Below are 16,572 nucleotides of genomic sequence, written 5' to 3'. Positions count from 1 at the left end.
ATGCTATAATATCGTAGTATGTGCAACAGGAAGAACCATGGGTTTTACCCCGTGGTCTTTATATATATTGAAGGAGAATGGCTATGCTTACAGTGAGTAATGTTAGTTTGCAGTTTTCGGATCGGAAGCTGTTTGAGGATGTGAATATTAAATTTACGCCGGGGAACTGTTATGGATTGATTGGTGCTAATGGTGCCGGGAAGTCAACGTTTTTAAAGGTGCTTTCGGGTGAGGTTGATTCAACGAGCGGTCATGTGCATATGGCGCCGGGGCTGCGGATGTCTTTTTTAAAGCAGAATCAGTTTGCTTATGATGAGTATCCGGTTTTGGAAACAGTTATTATTGGTCATGAGCGTTTGTATGAGATTATCAAAGAAAAGGATGCTTTGTATGCAAAGCCGGATTTCAATGAGGATGATGGTATGCGTGCTGCTGAACTTGAAGGTGAGTTTGCTGAGCTTGATGGTTGGGACGCTGAAAGTGATGCAGCTATTTTGCTGGAAGGACTGGGTATTCCGTCTTCAATTCACCAGAAGCAAATGTCTGAGCTGAAAGCCGGACAAAAGGTGAAGGTGTTGTTGGCGCAGGCGTTGTTTGGAAATCCTGATGTTTTACTTTTGGATGAGCCTACCAACAACTTGGATATTCAGGCAATTCGTTGGTTGGAAGAGTTCTTATTGAACTTCGATAATACGGTTATTGTGGTTTCCCATGACCGTCACTTCTTGAATAAGGTTTGTACCCAAATTGCTGATGTTGATTTTGGTAAGATTAAGGTATATCCCGGAAACTACGATTTCTGGTATGAGTCAAGTCAGTTAGCGCAGCGGATGATGCAGGACTCAAACCGCAAGAAAGAGGAAAAGATGAAGGAGTTGCAGGACTTTATTGCGCGATTTAGCGCCAATGCGTCTAAATCGCGTCAAGCGACTTCTCGTAAAAAAGTTTTGGAAAAGATTACCTTGGATGATATTGCACCTTCATCACGTCGTTACCCGTTTGTTGGGTTTAATCAGGAGCGTGAGGTTGGTAATGATTTGCTGACAGTTGAGGGACTTTCGAAAACGGTTGATGGTGTTAAAGTGCTTGATAATGTGACCTTTACGATGAAAAAGGGCGATAAAATTGCATTTGTCGGACGAAATGATATTGCGATTACGACCTTGTTTAAGATTGTTATGGGTGAAATTGAGCCGGATGAAGGTAGTTACAAGTGGGGTGTTACCACTTCGGTTTCATACTTACCGAGAGACAACTCAAGCTATTTTGATGGCTTGGATTTAAATTTGGTTGAGTGGCTACGACAGTATTCACCGGATGATCAGACTGAAAGCTTCTTGCGTTCTTTCTTAGGACGGATGTTGTTCTCGGGTGAGGAAGCATTGAAAAAGGTGCCGGTTTTATCCGGAGGCGAAAAAATGCGTTGTATGTTAGCGAAAATGATGTTGCAAAATGCTAATATCCTTATTTTGGATGACCCAACTAACCACTTGGATTTGGAGTCAATTACCGCCTTGAATAATGGTTTAGTTGCATTTAAAGGCAGTATGTTATTTGCATCGCATGACCAACAATTTATTGACTCATTAGCAAACCGAATCATTGAAGTTGTGCCGAATGGTATCTTCGATAAAGAAATGCCATATGAGGAATACCTTGAAGACCAAGCGTTGCAGGCAGAAATTCTTGCAGCTTATGGTGATGAATAAGAATTTGAAAAAGACGACAATTCAATTGTCGTCTTTTTTGGGATTTTCAAAAAGGACTTGAAATGTAAAATAAAAAACTGTACTATATAACTAATACAGCAGAAGTTTTTTAAAAGAGGTTTTATTATGAAGCGATGGTTGAAGATTCTATTAGTGAGTTTTGCGATTATTGTTGTGGCGCTGGGCGGTTATAGTGCGTATTATTTTACGTATTCGTATAAGCCGGTCGAGGAACTGCAAAATAATTTGGTGAACTATGATTATGTTGAACATGAACAGTGGATTGAGTTTCCATCTAAAAACGAGGATGCGCCGGGAATCATTATTTATCAAGGCGCACGAGTGGATAGTTACAGTTATGCGTATTTAGCTGAACAATTACAGGCTAAAGGATATCATGTTTTCATCAGTCGTATGCCGGGCAATTGGGCTTTTTTCAATATTGATCTTGCAGGAACAATTATTGAACAGAATCCGGCTATTAATCGCTGGTATCTTGGCGGGCACTCGTTAGGAGGCTCGATGGCGGCAAGCTATGCAGCTGCTCATCCTGAGCAAGAGAAGCTTGCCGGACTATTCTTTCTGGCATCTTATCCGGCACAAGACTTTTCTGAACGACAATTACCGATGCTATTTATATTTAGCGAATTCGATGGATTGGTAACCAGTGAGAAGCAGGCGCAATACTTGCCGAATCAGTCATCGAGTCCGGAAAACCAAGTGGACATGATTGCCGGCGGTAATCATGCTCAGTTCGGCCTTTATGGTGTTCAGGATGGCGATGGTGCGGCAACGATTCCCGCTACTGTGCAGCAAGATGAGATTGTCAGCGATCTCGATACATGGATAAGACAAGTTGAAAAGGATTTATATGAAGGGAGTTTTGAATAATGATTGAAGTGAGCAATCTGACAAAAGTATATAAAGTAAAACTTGAAAAGACCAAAGAGAAAAAAGCGCAAAAGGTTGATAAATATGCAGTTAATCAGCTTAATTTTGTTGCTAAGCCCGGGGTAATTACCGGTCTTATCGGTGAGAATGGTGCCGGGAAAACAACGACAATGCGGATGCTTGCTACATTGATTCAGCCAACTGAGGGTGTTGCTAAAATCAATGGTTTGGATGTGCAAAAAGATTCATCTAAAGTGCGTCAGCAAATTGGTGTTTTATTTGGTGGTGAACCGGTGTTATATGATCGTTTAAGTGCACGGGAAAATATTGTTTATTTTGCTGAGTTAAATGGTATGGACCGCGAAACCGCAAATGCTCGTGCCGAAGTTTTGGCTGAGCGTTTAGGATTAGGTAAGTTTCTTGACCAAAAAGTAAAAGATTTCTCGCGTGGTATGAAGCAAAAAGCTGCAATTGCGCGGACGATTATTCATGATCCGTCAGTTATTATTTTTGATGAGCCAACAACCGGTTTGGATATTACTGCGGCGCGAGTTGTTTATGATTTTCTTGAGCAGTTTCGTGAAGAGGGGAAAACAATTTTACTTTCTTCGCATTCAATGTATGAGGTTGAGCGTTTATGCGACACAGTTGTAATTGTGCATCAAGGTCAAAAACGTGAAGAAGGAACTTTACCAGAATTGAAAGCGAAGTATAATCAGGAACGTTTTGAAGATATATTTATTGAGTTAATTGGAGGTGTAAATCATGAATAAACCTAGAAATGCAGTAATGGTTGTATACCTAAAAGAGATGAAATCAATTTTCCGTGACAAGCGGATGATTATGGCAATGATTGCACCGATTTTCATTATGCCGATTGTTATTGTTATCGTAGGGTTATTGGCGTATAGTTTCTTTTCACGTCCGGTAACTATTGGGGTAAATAATATGAACAACCCGATTGTTGCCGCTTTACAAGAACAGCGACCAAACAGTGAGTTTGTTGAAACAACCAATTTTCAGCAAGAAATTGAGAATGGGACAATTGCTATTGGAATTAATGTTCCTGATGATTATCAAGCAAAATTAGATGCATTGGAATCAATTACTGTTGAAATTATCAGTGAGCCGACTAATCAGGCGTCAACTGATGTTGCTTCTGATGTTACCTATGTAATTAGTAAAGTAAATGAGAATATACTCAATCAACAACTTATTGCCAATAATATTAATCCGGATATTACGCATTTAGTACAAGAACAGAAGATTAATATTACTAGTAGCGGTGTTAGTGATGGCAATGATGTTATCGGTGGCGCAATTGCAGGTTTGATTTCTTTCTTGCCAATGATGCTCATTTTTGCCGGAAACGGTGCAACATTCTCAATTGCTACTGAGCTTGGCGCAGCAGAGAAAGAGCGGAATTCATTTGAAATCTTGCTTTCAACTAAAGCTGACCGGGTGCAAATCTTGACTGGGAAGTTATTGACGGTTATCTCATTTGGGTTAATCTCTTCACTTATATTTGTGGGCGGGATACTCATATATACGATTCCGATTTTCTTCTTTCCGGAAGTTATGGCAGTTATAGGCAGCTATATTTCATTGCCGATGGTATTGATTACTTGCGTTCTAATTTTAGTCATGTCGCTCTTCATGAGTACAATTGCCTTAACAATCAGTTTAATTGCTAAATCATATAAAGAAGCACAAACATATCTTGGCTATATGTCACTGATTTTCTTAGTGCCATCTTACATCACCATGTTCAGCGATATCCGCAATGTGCCGTTCTGGCAGTTGAACTTGCCATTTATCAACATGATTGTTACTATGAAACAAGTTATGTCAGGTATTTATATTTGGCCGAATATTCTGATAACGATTGCCTGGAACCTCATTTATGTAGTTCTGGCGCTGATATTAATTCGTCGTTTATTAACTAGAGAACAATTCTTGTTCCGCGGATAATTTTAAAAAATGTAAAAAAAGCTGGTCCAAGGACCAGCTTTTTTTGATGAAATATTCGGGGATTTGTGATAAAATACAAAGAGTATTACAAACAGGCAAAGGAGCGTGTTCCTTGTGGGACGTAAATGGAATAATATAAAAGAAGGTAAAGCTAAAAAAGATGCCAGCCGGACGCGGATTTATTCAAAATTCGGACGGGTTATTTATATGGCAGCAAAAAATGGTTCTACTGATCCAGAGGCCAATCATGAGTTGAAGGTTGCTATTGAGCGAGCAAAAACATATGAAGTGCCGCGTGATATTATTGAGCGGGCAATTGAAAAGGCGAAGAGTAATGTTGTAGAAAACTTTGATAGTGTTCGCTACGAAGGTTATGGTCCTGGCGGTAGTGCGATTATTGTTGATGCTTTGACTGATAATGTGAATCGTACGGTTGCTGAAGTGCGTACTGCTTTCAATAAGAATGGCGGTAACATGGGTGTGAGCGGTGCTGTTAGTTATTTATTTGAGCCGACAGCAATTATTGGTATAACTGCGAGCGATAGCGATGCAGTGTTGGAATTGTTGCTTGAAGCGGATTGTGATGTTCGCGATATCGTGCAAGAAGATGAGACGATGATTATTCAAGCTGCGCCGGAAGATTTGCACAAGGTGCAAGTCGCATTGAGCGGTGCCGGTTATGATGAGTTTGCAGTAGCGGAGTTAACGATGCTGCCGAATACTGAGATTGAGTTGAGCAGTGAACATGCTGAGCAATTCGAGAAGTTAATTGATGCTTTAAATGAGGTTGATGATGTCAGCGATGTTTACCACAATGCTGATGTGGAAACTGAATAATATCGAAAACAGCGACCGGACTTTTGCCCGGCCGCTGTTTTTTCGGCGTTTTTGACATGATCAAAATAGTGAAAAAGCTTGTTGCAGTATCAATTATTGTGGTATTTCAGGCGGTTTATGGTAAAATAATAAAGACAGTAAATTAATTGAGGAGTGGTTTTTTCATGAGTGAAAAAACTTCGATATATAGTTTGTCATTTGAGATGCTTGAGGCATGGCTTGTTGACCATGGTCAGAAGAAGTTTCGGGCACAACAAATTTGGCAGTGGCTATATCGCGAACGTGTGCGTGATTTTGCGGAGATGACAAATATCTCTAAAGATTTAATCGCGACTTTAAATGAACAGTTTTGGCTTTCTTCACTAGAGCTTAGTGTAGCTCAAGTGGCGAAGGATGGAACGCGTAAGTACTTATTTCGTTTAGCTGATGGGAATCTGATTGAGACGGTTTTGATGAAGCAGGAATATGGACTTTCAATTTGTGTGACAACACAGGTTGGGTGTAATATTGGCTGCAGTTTTTGTGCCAGTGGTTTATTGCGTAAACAGCGTGACTTGAATGCTGGTGAGATTGTTGAGCAGATTATGCAGGTACAATGGGCACTGGATGATGCTGGTCGCGAGGAGCGGGTGAGTCATGTTGTTATTATGGGTATCGGTGAGCCGTTTGATAATTATAAAAATGTGATGACTTTTATTCGGATTATCAATCATCCTAAAGGTTTGGCAATTGGTGCGCGGCATATCACTGTTTCTACCAGTGGTTTGGCTAAAAAGATTCGCCAATTTGCTGATGAGGGTATCCAGGTTAATTTGGCGCTGTCACTACATGCGCCAAATAATGAGCTTCGTTCACGGATTATGAAGATTAATAATAATTATCCGGTTGAAGTGTTGATGGATGCGGTGCGTTATTATATGGAGCAGACAAATCGTCGGGTGACTTTTGAATATATTATGTTGAACGGGGTTAATGATCAACCGGCTCAGGCGCGTGAGCTTGCTGATTTGATTGGTAACTACCGGCACTTGGTTTATGTGAACTTGATTCCGTATAATCCGGTAAGTGAACATGATATGTATCAGCGCAGTGAGCAGAAGACGGTTTTAGCATTTTATGATGTTTTAAAGAAAGCAAATGTCAATGTGGTTATCAGAAAAGAACATGGCACCGAGATTGATGCTGCATGCGGGCAGTTAAGAAGCAAACAAATGAAAAAGGAGCGTGAATAGTATGGATATGTACATCGCAACTGATGTCGGCAAGGTACGCTATCATAATGAAGATAGTTGTGCTATCTTTGAAAAAGACGCTAGTTATTTATTAGTAGTTGCGGATGGTATGGGCGGACATTTGGCTGGCGAGATTGCCAGTTCTATGGCAGTTGAGTATTTGCAACATGCTTTTCAAACGATTGAGGAGCCGCTGAATAAGGCGGAGGCAAAAGAGTGGTTAAAACGAACTATTGAGAATATTAACTTAACTATTTTGGCGCAGGCAAAAGCGGAACCGCAATATAGCGGTATGGGGACAACTTTAGTTGTTGCATTCTTGACTGAATCATACTTATTGATTGCCAATGTTGGTGACAGCCGCGCTTATATTGTTACCAGCAATGCTATTGAACAAATTACTCATGATCATACTTTGGTTGCAGAACTTTTACGTAATGGTGAAATCACTGATGAAGAGTTTGCTACCCATCCAAATAAAAATATTCTTTTACAAGCAGTAGGAACTGAACACCAAATCGAGGTTGATATCTTTGAGGTGCATATGCGTGATGTTCAAGGTTTAATGCTTTGTTCAGATGGTTTAACAACAATGCTTTCAGACGAAGATATTTTACATTACATTCAAGAGGCAAATACAGCTCATGAAGCGGTTGATTTGCTCATATATGCCGCAAATGAACGTGGCGGTTTCGATAATATATCAGTGGCTATGTGCCTGGAAAAGGGAGATGAATAGAATGTTAAGCGTAGGAGATATGTTAGGTGGCCGCTATCGGCTCAAGAGACTTATTGGTGATGGTGGGATGTCAAATGTTTATTTAGCAGATGATGTTATTTTAAACCGCGAAGTTGCTGTAAAGATTTTACGTCATGAATTAGCCCAAGATGAGCGGTTTGTAAAGCGCTTTGAGCGTGAGGCTCAGGCAATTACGGCTTTGGTACATAAGAACATTGTTGAGGTATATGATGTTGGTTCAGAAGATGAATTACATTATATCGTTATGGAATTTGTCCAAGGAAAAACATTGAAGCAATATATTCGTGAAGCGGGAGTCATTTCGGTAAGTCAAGCTGTTGAATTTATGAAGCAAATTGTTTCTGGCGTTGCTTGTGCCCATAGTTATGGAATCATTCACCGTGATTTAAAACCGCAAAATATTCTGATTCGTGCCGATGGTGTAGTAAAAATCATGGACTTCGGTATCGCTTATCAACAGGATGCCACAGCTTTGACACAAACAAACGCAGTCATGGGATCGGTACATTATTTGTCACCTGAACAGGCTCGCGGTGACACTGCAACGGTTCAATCAGATATATATGCACTAGGTATTGTTTTTTATGAAATGTTAACCGGCGAGGTGCCATTTAATGGTGACAGCGCAGTTAATATTGTTTTGCAACATCTCCGTGATAAAGTGCCTCATGTTGGTGATTACAATCCACATGTACCGCAAAGTGTAGAAAATGTTATTATTCGTGCGACAGCGAAAAATCCGGAAAATCGTTATAAAACTGCTAAACAAATGTTGATTGATATTGATAGTTGTTTATCCCCGGAGCGAATGAATGAACCATTATTAGTATTTGATGATGATGCCATCAGCGAAGATACTATGTCACAAACAATTGAGCATACATTAATGACAACCAGTGAGCTGCCGGTTAATGGTGAAAATAAATTGAGTGATGAAGAACAAAAGAAAAAAGATAAGAAGAAAAAGATGATTATCGGCGGTGTAATTGGTGGAGTAGTCGTTGTTATTGCTGCTATTGTGCTGACATTTGTGCTTATGAATCAAGGTGGCGGTACGGTTCCAGTGCCAAATGTTGCCAATAACACGGTTGAAGAGGCTACAACTATCTTGATTGGTCAAGAACTAAAAGTGAACGCAACCAATAAGGAAGAATATTCTGATACAGTTCCTGCCGGGATGGTTATCGCTACTGATCCTAAAGTTGGTACTGAAGTTGCAAAAGGCAGCCAGGTTACCTTAATCGTTTCTAAAGGGAAACAAGTAGCAATGCCGAATCTTGATGGCAAAAAAGTTGATGAAGCCAAACAGCAGTTAATAGACCTCGGATACAGTGAGAGTCAGATAACGATTAACTATAAAACTGATGACAAGGACAAAGATACGGTCATTGGTCAAAATCCGGCACAAGGAACAGCTATTGACCCAACTAAAGGAACTGTTACCTTAACAGTAAGTTCGGGACCGGAAACAGTTGCTGTGCCAGATATGTCAACATGGAACATTAATCAGGTAAATCAATGGGCAAGCGAGAATGGCGTATATGTGAACGAAACCGAAGAGTATTCAAGTTGGGTTCAAAAAGACTACGTCATTCGCCAAAATGATTACCCTGGCAAAGAAGTGAAAAAAGGTGACACTATTTCAGTCGTTATTTCAAAAGGACCTGAACCGGTAGCGCCAACTACAAATAATAACTAATTTAGATTATTTATCTGAGTAAAGTTTAAAACCCGGTTGCCATAGGCAACCGGGTTTTCTTTTTCCCTATAACTTGTATTCAAAACCGCAGTAACGTATAATGAAAGAATAAGAAATGAGGGCTAAATCGGTATGAAAAATGGGTTGATAATTGGATTACAGGGTGGTTTCTATACAGTGTTTGCTGATGGAAAATCATATTTATGCCGAGCGCGCGGAAAGTTTCGTAACCAGAAACGCGCGCCTATGGTTGGCGATCGTGTTACTTTCACCATCAATGATGACGGCAGCGGATATGTGCAAGAATTTTCCAAACGCAAAAATAGTTTTGTGCGTCCCGCTATCGCTAATATTGACCAAGCGCTCTTGGTTTGTGCCGCTAAAGAACCAGATTTGCAACTCTATCTATTGAATAAATTTATTGCCCTGATGGAACACCAAAATGTAACGCCGATTATATTGTTTACCAAAACTGATTTGCTGAACACTGATGAATACGAACAATTGCTGGCTGTTAAAAAGATATATGAAAAAATTGGTTATGCAGTTTTTCTGGGTGAAGAAAAGAAAATAATCGATGAGCAAGAGCTCATCAGATTATTAGCAGATAAAATAACCGTGCTTGCGGGTCAAACCGGAGTTGGTAAATCAACTGCTTTGAATACTTTATCTAAGCATACTCTGAATTTAGAAACCAATGCTATTTCAATGGCTTTAGGACGCGGCAAACATACGACCCGCCAAGTAACTTTGTATCCGCTTTTTGATGGCTGGATATCAGATACACCAGGATTTAGTTCGTTGGAGCTGGATATGATTAGTGTCGAGGAATTGACCTGGGACTTCATTGATTTTGTCCCATATATCAATGACTGTAAATTCCGAGGGTGTTTGCATATTAATGAGCCAGGATGTGCGGTAAAAGCGGCGGTAGAAAATGGTGAAATTTTCCAATCCCGCTACCAATCATATACACAGTTTATTACTGAAATTCAAGAACAGAAAGTTATTTATAAAAAATAATTAGAGGTGAAAGTTATGATTCAAATTGCTCCTTCATTATTAGCAGCTGATTTTGGTTGCCTAGCAGAAGAGATTAATAAAATAGAGCTTGCAGGTGCTCACTTGCATCATGTCGATGTTATGGATGGTATGTTTGTACCAAATATTTCATTTGGACCAGTTGTCATTGAAGCAATTGCTCAAGCAGCTAAAAAACCACTTGATATTCATTTAATGATTGAAAAGCCTGAGCGTTATTTAGCTGATTATTTAAAGTTTAAGCCGAAATATTTAACCGTTCATTTTGAGGCAACGACTGAGCTTGCGAATGTGGTTGCCACTATTCGCGAAGCCGGAAGTGGCGTTGGACTTTCAATTAAGCCTGATACTCCGGTGGCGGCAATCATTCCTTGGCTAGATAAGATCGACTTGCTTTTAGTGATGTCTGTTGAGCCTGGGTTTGGCGGGCAAAAATTCCAACCGCAAGCAATTGAAAAAATTAGTGAGGCTAAGGCTTATATTGAAGAACACGATTTGCAGGTTAAGATTGAGGTTGATGGCGGTATTGATGCGATTACCTCACCGCAAGTTATTGCTGCCGGTGCTGAAATACTTGTTGCCGGCTCAGCAATTTACAGCCAAAGCAGTTATGCTATTGCTATTGAAAAAATTATTGGATAAGAGGTTAGAATCATGAAGGTTGCAATTATTACATACCGACAACAAGTCGGCACAATTGATTTTAAAGCGTATGATTATGTAATTGCGACTGATGCAAGTGCGGGCTTGCTTTATCACCATGGCGTACCCTTTGATTACGCCATTGGTGATTTCGATACTATTGACCCAGAAACACTGCAACTTCTCCATAAAACCGAGACGCAGGTTATTACTTTAGATGCCCATAAAGACATAACTGACACTGAGGCAGCATTGCAGCTTGCAAAGGAATTAGAAGCTACAATGATTGATATCTATAGTAGTTTTGGCGGCCGTATTGATCAGCAACTTACTTTCATAGGTTTTTTAACCAATGCAGTTGTGCCAACCAAAATAATTCTTGATGATGCGCAAATGGAATTGTTGACACCGGGGGCATATGAGTTTGAACCAGTGAATACCGACTATCTTTCGCTTATAGCGCTTGAGCCAGTGAATGGACTTTATCTGGATGGTGTCGAATATCCTTTGAATAATGCAACGATTGCGCCTTTTTCCGATTTAACAGTTAGTAATGAATTAAAGGAGTCTTCTCTTTTTCATATAAAATTCAACACCGGAAAATTATTATATATTCAAATTTTCCGAAATTAAGGAGGAAATAATGATGGGAACAACAAACCGTGTCAGATTAATCCCCTTAACCGTACCCCAGCTGCAAGAATTAGCAGCTACAAACCAGCTGGCAGCCACTCTGCCAGACATAAAATTGATGCCTGGTGTTGCTGATGCAGCGGTCATCAATGCGGCGAAAATAAAACTTGAAAAAATGTTGGAGCTTGATGCACTAGATTATAACTGGCAAACTTATTGGCTCATTTTCCACCTTGCCGACAACGCTGTTATCGGCACCATCGGCTTTAAATCGCTGCCTGACATCAAAGGACGAGTAGAAGTTGGTTACGGACTTGTTGAACAATACCGCAACCAAGGTATAATGAGTGAGGCTTTGGAAGTTATCCTTACATGGGCTTTCAAACAAGATAACTGTAAATATGTTTGCGCTAAAACCCATAAAACCAACCCGGCATCAAAAAAAGTGCTTGAAAAGAATGGCTTTAGCATCTACTATGAAACCGAAATGGAAATTTCCTGGCGCCTGCAAAAAGAAGTTTTCTTTTTGCACCACACCAAAGAACAATTTCTCTGCCCATACTGCCTCCACAACGGTAGCACTATCCTGCTGCATAATGATGATTGGATTTTTGTTGAAAGTTGGCTGCCGGAAAAAATGGATAGCTGGCTGATTATTCCCAAAACCCATCGCACTACAATTGCTGAACTCAGCGATGCAGAATGGACTTCATTACGACCATTTATCCAGCAGGCACAAGATTATCTTATGACTAACAACCAATTAGAGACTGTTCAAATAAGTTGGTGCGCAAGTATTCAGCCTGCCAGTAAAAAACACATTCATTTGGAGATAAACCCACAATAAAAGCCTGCGCCGATTGCGGCGCAGGCTTTTAGCATCAGATATGTAAAAACCCCGGGAATGCCATTGGCATTCCCGGGGTCTCTTTATTCAAAGGTTTTAATTATACACGTTCAACTTTGCCAGATTTTAATGCTCTAGCTGAAACATATACTTTTTTTGGCTTTCCATCCACTAAGATGCGAACTTTTTGTAAGTTAGCATTCCAACGACGTTTTGAAGTATTCAATGCGTGAGAACGCTTGTTCCCTGTCATTGCTTTTTTTCCTGTTACAAAACAAACACGTGCCATGTATAAAACCTCCTTTTTTGCGGTTATCTCTAAAAATCATGCTCTTGTATTCTATCATAAATTTTGATGAGTTACAATACGATTTGTAATAAATTTAAGCATTAATAATTTTTGCTTCACTAAAAGAAAGTTTTTGACTGATTTCTATCGTTGGCATATCCGGATTAAATTCTTGCTGGAAGAAATCAGTTTGTGAGAATGATTCATTATTATAAGCATAAACAATATTCCAGCCTTTTGGAACAATAATGTTAACATTACTGAAGTTTGCTTTAACACTTAAGCGAATTGTGCCGCTGGTTCGTTCGTTTGATAGAAAACTGATATCTAAATTACCAAAATTACATTTTAGAGCAACTGTCTCCATTGCTGTAGTAATATCAACTTGTTGCGATTGGAAATTAAAAGATTGGCTGTAATCTTGAAATTGCCATCCCCCAGTATTGCTTGTACCATTCGCATGTTGCTCTTGTTGTGCTTTTTTATACTCAGCATATTGCCGTTCGTACTTATTATGCCGCGGTTTGAAAATCAAATAGCAACCAAAAACAATAACCAGAACCGGTAAGAAGTATTGCCAGAAAGGTAAGTCTATATGCATAATCGAAGTTAATACAGAATTAACCAGTAGTGCGCCAAATAATAAGGTAAGGAAGAATGATCCACCTATTAAAAAGAAAAAAGTTAATGCGCCAAATACGATGACACTCCATAGATTTGAAATATCAATGATATTAAAGTTATTTAATAGGAACAGCACCCCTAAAACAACAAGAATAATTCCGCCGCTTATTTGTGATCGCTTCATATTGCTCACTCCTTCTGTAACAATGTTACAAAACTATGATAACGCAACAATGTTACGTTGTCAATTACTTTGAATAAAAAAAGTTGCTTTCTACAGCTAAGAATTGAAATTTATTAAAATTGTGGTACAATAGTAAAGATAATAAATAGAGTGAGGAGAGTTTGTATATGTCTATACTCTTTGAAAACGACCTGGGAACAGTTGAAATCAGTGAAGAAGTGATTCAATCTTTAGCAGGTGCTGCCGCAACAGAATGTTACGGCGTTGTCGGAATGGCATCAAAACAATTCTTTCGCGATGGTATTGCGGAGTTATTAAAACAAGAAAATTATCAACGCGGAATTATTGTTCGCGAAGAAGACAAAGTAATCCATATTGATATGTATGTAATTGTTAGCTTTGGAGTGCGCATTTCTGAAGTTGTTCATGAAATACAGAAAAAAGTAAAATATGATATTGAAGCTGCCTTAAATATTCAGCTTGGTAGCGTGAATGTCTTTGTACAAGATGTACAGAGAAAGGACTAGGGAGGCAAAAGTCATGATACAATCAATGGATGGTGCTTTATACAAAGCATTGTTTTCGGGTGGCGTTGCATTTTTTGAAAAGAACGTTGAATATATAAATTCTTTAAATGTATTTCCCGTCCCAGATGGTGATACCGGAACCAATATGCACTTAACTATTGTTTCGGGAAGAAATGAAATTTCAACATTAACAAGCACAGATTTAGGTGTAATAAGTAAACAGCTTTCACGTGGATTGCTACTTGGTGCCCGCGGGAATTCAGGAGTTATCTTGTCACAGATTTTCCGTGGTATTGCGCAAGGATTTGAAAAGCATAAAACGGCAGATACTAAATTATTTGCTGAGGGCTTAAAAAAGGGTGCTGAAGTTGCTTATAAATCAGTTATGCGACCTGTTGAAGGAACGATTTTAACGGTTATTCGTGAAACTGCTAAAGATGCAGTAAAAATTGCCAGAAAAACTGACGATTTTGAATCGTTTTTAGAGCAAGTACTCGAAGCTGCTAAAAAATCTTTAGCTAAAACCCCAGATTTACTACCAGTTTTAAAAGAAGTTGGTGTTGTTGACTCTGGTGGACAAGGATTAGTTATATTATTTGAAGGTATGTTAAAAGCGCTTCGCGGCGAAGAAATTGATACTGCTGTTATAGCCGGAGATGGTGACTATGTTCCAGTAACATTGGATTTATCTGATTTTGGCTTTGATGATGATCATGAACATGATGCATACGGTTTCTGTACCGAGTTCATTATTCGTTTACATGAAAGAGCGCAAAAAACATATAGCAATGAAAAGCTACAAAAACAATTAGAATCACTTGATGGAAATTCAATTGTTATTGTATCTGATGATGATATTGTAAAAGTGCATGTTCATACTGAACATCCACTTCAAGTTTTTGAAATTGCCAGTACTTTAGGGGAGTTTGTTACTTTAAAGTCAGAAAACATGCAAGAACAATTCGAAAAACAAAAAGAACACAACGAGCCAAAGGTACAAGCAAATCCGCAAGGTCCTAAAGTAGCAGTTATTGCTGTTGCCAGCGGTAGCGGCGTTGCCAATCTCTTTAAAGATTTAGGCTGTGCTTATGTTATTGAAGGCGGACAAACATTAAATCCATCTACCCAAGACTTCGTTAAAGCAATTGAAGAAGTGGGTGCTCAAGAAGTTGTTATTTTACCAAATAACAGCAACATCATCTTGGCGGCACAACAAACTAAGGAATTAGTGGATATCCCGCTTGAAATCATTCCGACAAGAACTATTCCTCAAGGATTAGCAGCAATGATTCATTTCAACAGCGAAAGCAGCGTTGAAGACATTGCTACCGGAATGAATAATGCATTGGAAAATGTCCGCTCAGGACAAGTTACTTATGCAGTTCGTGATACAACTATGGACGGTTTAACAATTAAACAAGGAGATTTCATCGGTATTGATGAAAAAACTATTGTTTCTGCTGATAAATCATTAGTTGAATCAACAAAAGCATTGCTTGATGAAATGATTGATGAAGATGCTGAAATTGTTACCGTTATTGCTGGTGCTGACACTAAAGTCAAAGACACTAAAACTATTTATGAATATCTTGTTGAAAAACATCCGGATATTGATATTGAATGTTTTGATGGCAAGCAACCAGTTTACAACTTCTTAATCTCGGTTGAATAAATTTGAAAAGCGGGAGGCGCAGCGCCTCCCGCTTTTTTTCTTTCTCCCGGAAATGTCCATTGCGTATACTTAGTTTCCTTGATACAATAAAAAGGACAAAAGGATGTGATACAAGCGTGGAAACATGGCAAATTATTTTAATTATCATAGGTATAATAGTTCTTATTGCGGCAATTGCCGGTGGGGTCTTTTTATATCGTAAGAAAAAGCAATATGATGTGATGCTGAAAGCTGCAAAGTATTTGCAGGAAGATGAAGAACAAGAAGCGTTGCGTGAGCAGCAGCGGGTGCAGCTGAGTGATGACGAGGCGAGCAAGATTATTGTTGCGCTTGGTGGTGCAGAAAACATTGCGAGTATTGAGCAGTGCGCGATTCGTTTGCGGGCAGTCATTAATGACCGCGCTAAAATTGATGAAAAGGCATTGAAAGCTGCCGGAGTATCAGGAGTGCTGAAGACGACGAAGTATGTTCAGCTGATTGTTGGTGATCGGGCTGAGTTGATTTTGGAACAAATAAAGAAATACTTAAAGTAAGGAGTCGTTATAATGAAAAAAGTTATTTTCATTAGTTCGGGTGGCGGTCATTTAAGTGAACTTTTAAAACTGAAGCCGCTTTTTACTAAATACAAGAGCAAATTAATTACGGAGAAGAGTGAAACGACAAAGTCGTTACAGCTGGATATTCCGATTCAGTATCTGATTTTTGGTACCCGTAAGCATATTGTTTCGTATACATTTAAGTTTGCGATTAATTGTTTGCTTTCATTCTGGTACTTTATTACCTTTAGACCAAATGTGATTGTTACAACTGGTGCTCATAGCGCAGTACCAATGGTTTATATTGCTAAACTTTTCCGCAAAAAAATTGTTTTTATTGAAAGTTGTGCCAGAGTACATTCTCAATCTATGACTGGAAAAATTATCGAGAAGAAATGTGACAAGATAATTGTTCAATGGCCGGAAATGAAAAAAGTCTATAAGAATGCTGAATATCACGGCACAATTTTATAAAGGA

18 protein-coding genes are annotated in these 16,572 nt (G+C 39.1%); 16 read left to right on the top strand and 2 right to left on the bottom strand.

What is annotated here, in order from left to right; translation table 11 throughout:
- The first annotated feature begins 83 nt into the window (after positions 1-83).
- The 12 genes from FEZ08_RS04305 (at position 84) to FEZ08_RS04250 (ending at position 12,262) form a co-directional block, all read left to right on the top strand.
- Positions 84-1,709 carry an ABC-F family ATP-binding cassette domain-containing protein gene (locus FEZ08_RS04305; protein ID WP_138190495.1) on the top strand — a complete coding sequence of 542 codons (1,626 nt, stop codon included), beginning with the start codon at positions 84-86 and terminating at the stop codon, positions 1,707-1,709.
- A gap of 126 nt (positions 1,710-1,835) precedes the next feature.
- Positions 1,836-2,600 (top strand): alpha/beta hydrolase, encoded by a 765-nt coding sequence (locus FEZ08_RS04300; protein ID WP_138190494.1) that lies wholly within the window; start codon positions 1,836-1,838, stop codon positions 2,598-2,600.
- On the top strand, positions 2,600-3,373 hold the full coding sequence (locus tag FEZ08_RS04295; RefSeq protein WP_138190493.1) for an ABC transporter ATP-binding protein: 774 nt from the start codon (positions 2,600-2,602) through the stop codon (positions 3,371-3,373). The genes FEZ08_RS04300 and FEZ08_RS04295 overlap by 1 nt, the downstream gene beginning before the upstream one ends.
- Positions 3,366-4,571, top strand: a complete 1,206-nt coding sequence (locus tag FEZ08_RS04290) for an ABC transporter permease (protein ID WP_138190492.1) — start codon at positions 3,366-3,368, stop codon at positions 4,569-4,571. Before FEZ08_RS04295 ends, FEZ08_RS04290 begins: the two co-directional genes overlap by 8 nt.
- 114 nt (positions 4,572-4,685) lie before the next feature.
- Positions 4,686-5,408 (top strand): YebC/PmpR family DNA-binding transcriptional regulator, encoded by a 723-nt coding sequence (locus tag FEZ08_RS04285; protein ID WP_138190491.1) that lies wholly within the window; start codon positions 4,686-4,688, stop codon positions 5,406-5,408.
- Positions 5,409-5,572: 164 nt separating this feature from the next.
- The gene (gene rlmN / locus FEZ08_RS04280) at positions 5,573-6,640 is read left to right on the top strand and encodes a dual-specificity RNA methyltransferase RlmN (protein ID WP_138190490.1); all 1,068 of its coding nucleotides are present in this window, start codon (positions 5,573-5,575) and stop codon (positions 6,638-6,640) included.
- A gap of 1 nt (position 6,641) precedes the next feature.
- Positions 6,642-7,379, top strand: coding sequence for a Stp1/IreP family PP2C-type Ser/Thr phosphatase (locus tag FEZ08_RS04275; protein ID WP_138190489.1), 738 nt, complete (start codon positions 6,642-6,644; stop codon positions 7,377-7,379).
- Between the two features lies 1 nt (position 7,380).
- Positions 7,381-9,099, top strand: a complete 1,719-nt coding sequence (gene pknB / locus FEZ08_RS04270) for a Stk1 family PASTA domain-containing Ser/Thr kinase (RefSeq protein ID WP_171014938.1) — start codon at positions 7,381-7,383, stop codon at positions 9,097-9,099.
- Positions 9,100-9,231: 132 nt separating this feature from the next.
- A complete protein-coding gene (gene rsgA / locus FEZ08_RS04265; RefSeq protein ID WP_138190487.1) occupies positions 9,232-10,122 on the top strand; it encodes a ribosome small subunit-dependent GTPase A in 891 nt (296 codons plus the stop codon).
- 15 nt (positions 10,123-10,137) lie between these two features.
- Complete coding sequence (rpe, locus tag FEZ08_RS04260) at positions 10,138-10,782, top strand: ribulose-phosphate 3-epimerase (RefSeq protein ID WP_138190486.1); 645 nt, start codon at positions 10,138-10,140, stop codon at positions 10,780-10,782.
- 12 nt (positions 10,783-10,794) lie between these two features.
- Positions 10,795-11,415 carry a thiamine diphosphokinase gene (locus tag FEZ08_RS04255; protein ID WP_138190485.1) on the top strand — a complete coding sequence of 207 codons (621 nt, stop codon included), beginning with the start codon at positions 10,795-10,797 and terminating at the stop codon, positions 11,413-11,415.
- A gap of 10 nt (positions 11,416-11,425) precedes the next feature.
- The gene (locus tag FEZ08_RS04250; RefSeq protein WP_138190484.1) at positions 11,426-12,262 is read left to right on the top strand and encodes a GNAT family N-acetyltransferase; all 837 of its coding nucleotides are present in this window, start codon (positions 11,426-11,428) and stop codon (positions 12,260-12,262) included.
- 100 nt (positions 12,263-12,362) lie between these two features.
- Here FEZ08_RS04250 and rpmB read toward each other — a convergent pair whose 3' ends face one another.
- Together rpmB and FEZ08_RS04240 are read right to left on the bottom strand one after the other, a co-directional pair.
- Entirely contained in the window at positions 12,363-12,551 is a 189-nt protein-coding gene (rpmB, locus tag FEZ08_RS04245; RefSeq protein WP_138190483.1) for a 50S ribosomal protein L28, read from the bottom strand.
- Positions 12,552-12,645: 94 nt separating this feature from the next.
- Positions 12,646-13,359 carry a LiaF transmembrane domain-containing protein gene (locus tag FEZ08_RS04240; protein ID WP_138190482.1) on the bottom strand — a complete coding sequence of 238 codons (714 nt, stop codon included), beginning with the start codon at positions 13,357-13,359 and terminating at the stop codon, positions 12,646-12,648.
- A gap of 167 nt (positions 13,360-13,526) precedes the next feature.
- Here FEZ08_RS04240 and FEZ08_RS04235 point away from each other — a divergent pair, with 167 nt between their 5' ends.
- The 4 genes from FEZ08_RS04235 to pssD all read left to right on the top strand — a co-directional run bounded on the left by FEZ08_RS04235 (position 13,527) and on the right by pssD (position 16,568).
- A complete protein-coding gene (locus FEZ08_RS04235) occupies positions 13,527-13,886 on the top strand; it encodes an Asp23/Gls24 family envelope stress response protein (protein WP_138190481.1) in 360 nt (119 codons plus the stop codon).
- 13 nt (positions 13,887-13,899) lie between these two features.
- Positions 13,900-15,558 (top strand): DAK2 domain-containing protein, encoded by a 1,659-nt coding sequence (locus FEZ08_RS04230; RefSeq protein ID WP_171014937.1) that lies wholly within the window; start codon positions 13,900-13,902, stop codon positions 15,556-15,558.
- Between the two features lie 116 nt (positions 15,559-15,674).
- The gene (locus FEZ08_RS04225) at positions 15,675-16,091 is read left to right on the top strand and encodes a PTS sugar transporter subunit IIB (RefSeq protein ID WP_138190479.1); all 417 of its coding nucleotides are present in this window, start codon (positions 15,675-15,677) and stop codon (positions 16,089-16,091) included.
- A gap of 12 nt (positions 16,092-16,103) precedes the next feature.
- A complete protein-coding gene (pssD, locus tag FEZ08_RS04220) occupies positions 16,104-16,568 on the top strand; it encodes a PssD/Cps14F family polysaccharide biosynthesis glycosyltransferase (protein WP_138190478.1) in 465 nt (154 codons plus the stop codon).
- Positions 16,569-16,572: the final 4 nt, after the last annotated feature.

The sequence above is a fragment of the Culicoidibacter larvae genome (assembly GCF_005771635.1).
In the GTDB taxonomy this organism is placed as follows: Bacteria; Bacillota_I; Bacilli_A; order Culicoidibacterales; family Culicoidibacteraceae; genus Culicoidibacter; species Culicoidibacter larvae.
This window is presented reverse-complemented; position numbering and strand designations above follow the sequence as displayed.

What these genes read in the sequence shown, in the direction of transcription:
- FEZ08_RS04305 (WP_138190495.1), top strand. Translation starts at nt 84, where the DNA reads ATGCTTACAGTGAGTAATGTTAGTTTGCAGTTTTCGGATCGGAAGCTG.
- FEZ08_RS04300 (WP_138190494.1), top strand. Translation starts at nt 1,836, where the DNA reads ATGAAGCGATGGTTGAAGATTCTATTAGTGAGTTTTGCGATTATTGTT.
- FEZ08_RS04295 (WP_138190493.1), top strand. Translation starts at nt 2,600, where the DNA reads ATGATTGAAGTGAGCAATCTGACAAAAGTATATAAAGTAAAACTTGAA.
- FEZ08_RS04290 (WP_138190492.1), top strand. Translation starts at nt 3,366, where the DNA reads ATGAATAAACCTAGAAATGCAGTAATGGTTGTATACCTAAAAGAGATG.
- rlmN (WP_138190490.1), top strand. Translation starts at nt 5,573, where the DNA reads ATGAGTGAAAAAACTTCGATATATAGTTTGTCATTTGAGATGCTTGAG.
- FEZ08_RS04275 (WP_138190489.1), top strand. Translation starts at nt 6,642, where the DNA reads ATGGATATGTACATCGCAACTGATGTCGGCAAGGTACGCTATCATAAT.
- pknB (WP_171014938.1), top strand. Translation starts at nt 7,381, where the DNA reads ATGTTAAGCGTAGGAGATATGTTAGGTGGCCGCTATCGGCTCAAGAGA.
- rsgA (WP_138190487.1), top strand. Translation starts at nt 9,232, where the DNA reads ATGAAAAATGGGTTGATAATTGGATTACAGGGTGGTTTCTATACAGTG.
- rpe (WP_138190486.1), top strand. Translation starts at nt 10,138, where the DNA reads ATGATTCAAATTGCTCCTTCATTATTAGCAGCTGATTTTGGTTGCCTA.
- FEZ08_RS04255 (WP_138190485.1), top strand. Translation starts at nt 10,795, where the DNA reads ATGAAGGTTGCAATTATTACATACCGACAACAAGTCGGCACAATTGAT.
- FEZ08_RS04250 (WP_138190484.1), top strand. Translation starts at nt 11,426, where the DNA reads ATGATGGGAACAACAAACCGTGTCAGATTAATCCCCTTAACCGTACCC.
- rpmB (WP_138190483.1), bottom strand. Translation starts at nt 12,551, where the DNA reads ATGGCACGTGTTTGTTTTGTAACAGGAAAAAAAGCAATGACAGGGAAC.
- FEZ08_RS04240 (WP_138190482.1), bottom strand. Translation starts at nt 13,359, where the DNA reads ATGAAGCGATCACAAATAAGCGGCGGAATTATTCTTGTTGTTTTAGGG.
- FEZ08_RS04235 (WP_138190481.1), top strand. Translation starts at nt 13,527, where the DNA reads ATGTCTATACTCTTTGAAAACGACCTGGGAACAGTTGAAATCAGTGAA.
- FEZ08_RS04230 (WP_171014937.1), top strand. Translation starts at nt 13,900, where the DNA reads ATGATACAATCAATGGATGGTGCTTTATACAAAGCATTGTTTTCGGGT.
- pssD (WP_138190478.1), top strand. Translation starts at nt 16,104, where the DNA reads ATGAAAAAAGTTATTTTCATTAGTTCGGGTGGCGGTCATTTAAGTGAA.